A 4,657-nucleotide genomic window follows, 5' to 3' on the forward strand; every position below is an offset into this window, starting at 1 on the left:
GCACGGCCTTTGCCGCACTGCGGGTGATGACGTCACCGGCTTCGTCGGGCTTGAACCGCGTATTCACCGGAACCAGCACGCCGCCAGCGGTGAGCAGCCCGAACGCCGCGATGATCCAGTCCGCCGAATTCGGCGCCCAGATGGCGACCCGATCGCCCTTGGCGACGCCCAGCTCGTCGAACGCGCCTGCGGCACAACGTATCCGCGCGACAAGTTCAATGAAAGTCAAGCGCAGCGGACCGTCGACGACCGCTTCTGCGTCGCCGAACCGGTCCGCCGCGCTCAAGACCATCTCGGGGATGGTCTGCCACGGCTGGCTAATAGGTCACACCGTGACGAGTCGAGACAGGTTTCCGCCCATGATCTTTGCCTGGTCGTCGACGGACAGGTGCGACAGCGCGTTGACGTAGAAGGTCGGCTCCGCCAGCCCTTCCGGATGCGGCCAGTCCGAGCCATACAACACCTGATTCACACCGACGAGGTTGACCAAATCGTCGATGCCGTCCTCGAAGAACGGGCTGACGTGGATCCGGTTCTTGACCATCTCGACGGGGTCGCTCGGGAAAGCCTCCGGGGCCTTCCGGAATACCTCGGCCAGACCATCGAGCAGCGGGGTCATCCACTTCGAACCGGCCTCGACGATCGCGACCTTCAGCTTCGGGTGGCGGTACAGCGCGCCGTGAATCACCCACGACCCCACCGCGTCCTGGATCGGCCGCCACTCGTTGAGGATGCCCATCGCATTGGTTTGGAACGGCAGCATCTCCTGTTCGGCACCGTCCCACTCCGAGGTGTACCGGGAGTAGCCACTGTCGCTGGAGTGCATGCCGACCAGCAGGTCGTACTCGACGACCCGCTCCCAGAACGGGTCGAACTCGGGCACCGCGAACGACCGCGGACCACGGAAGCCGGGGACCGGAGCCGGCCGAACCAAGATGCAGCGTGCGCCGCGCTTGACCACCCACTCCAACTCCTCGATCGCCTTCTCCACGATCGGCAGGGTGATAACCGGGGTCGTGAAGATGCGGTTCTGGTAGTTGAAGCCCCAGACCTCATCGAGCCACTCGTTCAGCGCGTGGATCAGGACGTGGATGGCAAGCGGGTCGTCGCGCAGCCGCTCCTCGAGCAGGCTGGCCAACGTCGGGAACATCAGGGTGCGGTCAAGGCCCAGCTCGTTCATCTTCTCCAGGCGCGGGCCGGGCTCGAAGAACGCTGGGATCGCGCGCATCGGCTCACCGAACAGCTCGCGCTTGGTTTTGCCGTCCGGGTTGCCGAACTTGAAGTACTCCTCCCAGGCACCCGGCCGGGCGACGACCTCGAAGGTCGGGTTGGGAATGTAGTTGCTGATATGCCCGCGGATCGCGATCTTTGTGCGCCCGTTGATCTGCACGTACTGGACGTAGTCCTTGTACGCCTTGGGCAGGAACTTGGTCAGCGCCTCGGGCGGCTCGTAGAGATGGTTATCGGCGTCAAAGATGGGAAACGGGACGTCTTCCCGATGCGACAACTGACCCATGGAATCCTCCTTCGCAATTTGTGAGAATACTATTCTCAGCCAGAGGTTACCGCAATGCCCTCGCGCACCAGACGCTTCTGCACCTTGCCGCTCGCCGTGCGCGGATAGTCGTCGACTTCGAGCACAATCTCCGGCCACTTCTGCCTGGCTATCCCGTGCCGGCCGAAATGGGCCCGGACGTCGTCGAGGCTTGGCAGCGCCTGCCCTGGCCTGAGTCGCAGCACCGCGGCGACGCGCTCGCCCAGGACGGCGTCGGGGGCCGCGACCACCACCGCCTCCGCGATACCGGGCATTCCGAGCAGCACCTCTTCGACTTCAAGGGCGCTGATGTTCTCGCCGCCGCGGATGATCACGTCGGCCTTGCGGTCGGTGATGGTGAGGTAGCCATCGGCATCCAGCACACCGATATCTCCGGTGTGATACCAGCCGTCGTTGTCGAAAGCGGCCGCGGTGAGCTCGTCGTCGACGTAGCCCAGGCACAGATCCGGGCCACGGCTGAGGATCTCGCCGTCGGCTGCCAACCGGATCTCCACTCCCGGCATCGGGTTGCCATCGGTGAGCAGGCGTTTGTCTTCGGGCGCATCCAGCGTCGACCCGGTGATCGACGGGTGCTCGCTGCTGCCGTAGGACCGGAACACGATGACGCCCAGATCCGTCAGCCGTCGGGTGACCGTGGCCGGCACCGTCGAACCGCCCAGGCCAAGAGTCTTGAACCGGGCCCGATGCGCGGGCGTGCAGTCGGGGTGATCGAGCAGGCTGGTGACGAAGTAGGGCGGCCCGCCACCAAGGGTGAGGCCGTCGCGTTCCATCAACCCGAGTACGACTCCCGGATCCCAGTTGTCGACAAGGTGCACCGCTCCACCGTTGAGCACCGGGATCAGCAAAGCGGCAAGCATTCCGATGAAGTGGCCGATCGGTGTCGCTGTCAGCTGGTTGTCACCGATCGAGCGGATCTGGCCGGAGAGCTGACGCGCCTCGCAGACCAAGCTGCGGTGACTGTGAATGACGCCCTTCGGCGCGCTGGTCGTGCCGGAGGTGAACGCGATCAAAGCCGGCCCCGCCGGGTCGGCAGGCACCGTGCCGGCCATCGGTTCGTCGGCGAGCAGATCGTCGAAGTCCCGCCCGACCAGCCCGACGATCGGGATGTCCGAACACAGATCGGGCTGATACGTCAGCCTGCCGAACTCCTCGGTCGTGATGAATACCTGAGGCTTGGCGGCGGCGAAGATTTGCGCCAGTTCTTTGCGGCCATAGAAATGCACGATCGGCACCAGCGCCGCACCCAGGAACGCCGACGCCCAGAATGCCGCCGCTGCTTCCATCCAATTGGGCAGCTGAAAAGCCACCACATCACCGGCGCCGACGCCGCGGGCCCGCAGCCCGGCCGCCAAGCGGCGGGCTACCACTTCGACCTCGGCGAATGTGCCAGACCACGGTCGGACATCCGAGTACACCCGGAACGTCGCATCCGGCGCGGCCTGCAGCCCATGAGCCAGCACCTGCCCGAGACTCTCCCGGGTCCACCAGCCCGCTTCCTGGTATCGGGCGACCAGTTCGTCAGGAATATTGCGCATTGGCTTCGACGCTCCGCCGGCAAACGTTAGGGTCTTGAGTAAGACAGTGGCGATGTTATTCTCCGCTAAAGAGAATGCCAATATCGCCCCGGAACTGCGGACGGCCGGAGGTGCGCATGACAAGCATCGGTAAAGGCACCGCAGCGCTGGCTCTGCTGTCGGCGCTCAGCTGCAGCACGCTGGCCGCCACGGTCGCTCGCGCAGACGACCCGGTCATGCACGAGGTCAAGTACGTCATCACGGCTGCCACCCCGATCTATGCCGACATCTACTACTTGGATCAGGACCCGGGGAAGTTCTCCAACTACAGCCACGACCCGTACCAATACACTCCCAATGTCCAGGCCGACATCGCACCTGGTCACCCATGGGTCTCCCCGCCGGTGATGCTGAGGGACCCGGCCAACTACGCAATGGTTGTCGTGAGCTCCGGGACGGAGCCGGGTACGCCGATGTTCCATTGCGCGCTCGTCATTGACGGAAAGGTCGCGACATCCAACGACGGCCCCAAGGGCACGCTCTGCTCGCTTCGTAGTTGGTGAGGCGGCTAGATCTCGGGGTCGCCCTCAAGATGCCGCAGGTAGCTCTCGACGATGTCGACGGTGTCGCTGTGGCCGGCCGACATGCCGAGCGCCTGCTCGATCACCAAGACTCGGGACACACTTGTCATCAGAACGGACCAGACCAACGGCGGAAACTTGGCCGGGTCGACACCGTAACGATCGAGAATCGTCGACAGCGCTTTTCGTTGCTCCTCGCGAAATCGCTCGGCGTAGTACGCAATCTCGGCCTTGAGCGCTTTGCGGTGGTTAGCGAGCGCGATGAATTCACTGGTGATCGCGGTGGCCGCGGGGTCGGTGCTGAACCGCCACAACGCCCACAGCGGTTGCGGCGCCTGCAGCACCTGCGCTTGCACCTCGAGCCCTTCTTCGGCGCGGCGGCGAAACGCCGCGAGGAACAACTCGTCCATGGTGCGGAAGTAGTAGTGGACCAGTTGCGGCTTGAGGTCCGCCTTTTCCGCCACCCGACGCGAAGTGACTGCGGCATAACCCTCTTCGAGCATCAGCTGCTCGGCGGCATCGAGCAAGACGCCGCGGTTCTTGGCGTCCGGTGCTCCGATCCTGCGCGCCGAAGTCATGCCGTGATTCCAAACTCTCGCCGAGTACTTGCTGAACATGCCGATCGTAGCGTCGGGCCGCACTCTCGCCTTGACCACGACATTAGCCCCATGCTAAGCAGGTGCTCAGCAAGAACTACACTTTTGCCTAACTCAGACTGGGGCGGCACACGGCTCATGGCAGACCGCCCGCCCCACACCATCACGGGTACATCAGCCTCGGGAGGCGCGCGACACCATGGCAGTCTCTGATTCAGCGTTCGATTCCATCGACTTCTTCGCCGATCCGTCGCTGGTTCCCGATCCGCACCCCTACTTCGATTACCTGCGTGGCCAGAACCCGGTGACGAAGCTCCCGCACCACAACGTCTTCGCGGTGACCGGCTGGGAAGAGGCCAACGCGGTCTACAAAGACCCCGACACGTTTTCAAATGTCGTCGCGCTCGGCGG

The 4,657-nt window shown here is 64.1% G+C and carries 5 protein-coding genes and 1 pseudogene; 2 read left to right on the forward strand and 4 right to left on the reverse strand.

The window, feature by feature from the left end; all coding sequences use genetic code 11:
* The 3 genes from VN856_RS07565 to VN856_RS07575 form a co-directional block, all read right to left on the reverse strand.
* A partial coding sequence (locus VN856_RS07565; protein WP_325687677.1) for an AMP-binding protein occupies positions 1–292 on the reverse strand: 292 nt, incomplete at its 3' end.
* Between the two features lie 33 nt (positions 293–325).
* A complete protein-coding gene (locus VN856_RS07570) occupies positions 326–1,516 on the reverse strand; it encodes an amidohydrolase family protein (RefSeq protein WP_325687679.1) in 1,191 nt (396 codons plus the stop codon).
* Positions 1,517–1,551: 35 nt separating this feature from the next.
* The gene (locus VN856_RS07575) at positions 1,552–3,090 is read right to left on the reverse strand and encodes an AMP-binding protein (protein ID WP_325687681.1); all 1,539 of its coding nucleotides are present in this window, start codon (positions 3,088–3,090) and stop codon (positions 1,552–1,554) included.
* A gap of 116 nt (positions 3,091–3,206) precedes the next feature.
* Between VN856_RS07575 and VN856_RS07580 the strand changes: the two genes are divergently transcribed.
* On the forward strand, positions 3,207–3,632 hold the full coding sequence (locus VN856_RS07580) for a hypothetical protein (RefSeq protein ID WP_325687683.1): 426 nt from the start codon (positions 3,207–3,209) through the stop codon (positions 3,630–3,632).
* A 5-nt stretch (positions 3,633–3,637) separates the two neighbouring features.
* Here VN856_RS07580 and VN856_RS07585 read toward each other — a convergent pair whose 3' ends face one another.
* Positions 3,638–4,228: a helix-turn-helix domain-containing protein gene (locus VN856_RS07585; protein ID WP_325687685.1), complete on the reverse strand. Its 591-nt coding sequence runs from the start codon at positions 4,226–4,228 to the stop codon at positions 3,638–3,640.
* Between the two features lie 217 nt (positions 4,229–4,445).
* On the opposite strand from VN856_RS07585, the pseudogene VN856_RS07590 reads away from it, so the two are divergent.
* Positions 4,446–4,657 (forward strand): annotated as a pseudogene (locus VN856_RS07590) (cytochrome P450); the annotation flags it as partial.

It is taken from the genome of Mycobacterium sp. (genome assembly GCF_035603715.1).
Lineage (GTDB): Bacteria > Actinomycetota > Actinomycetes > Mycobacteriales > Mycobacteriaceae > Mycobacterium.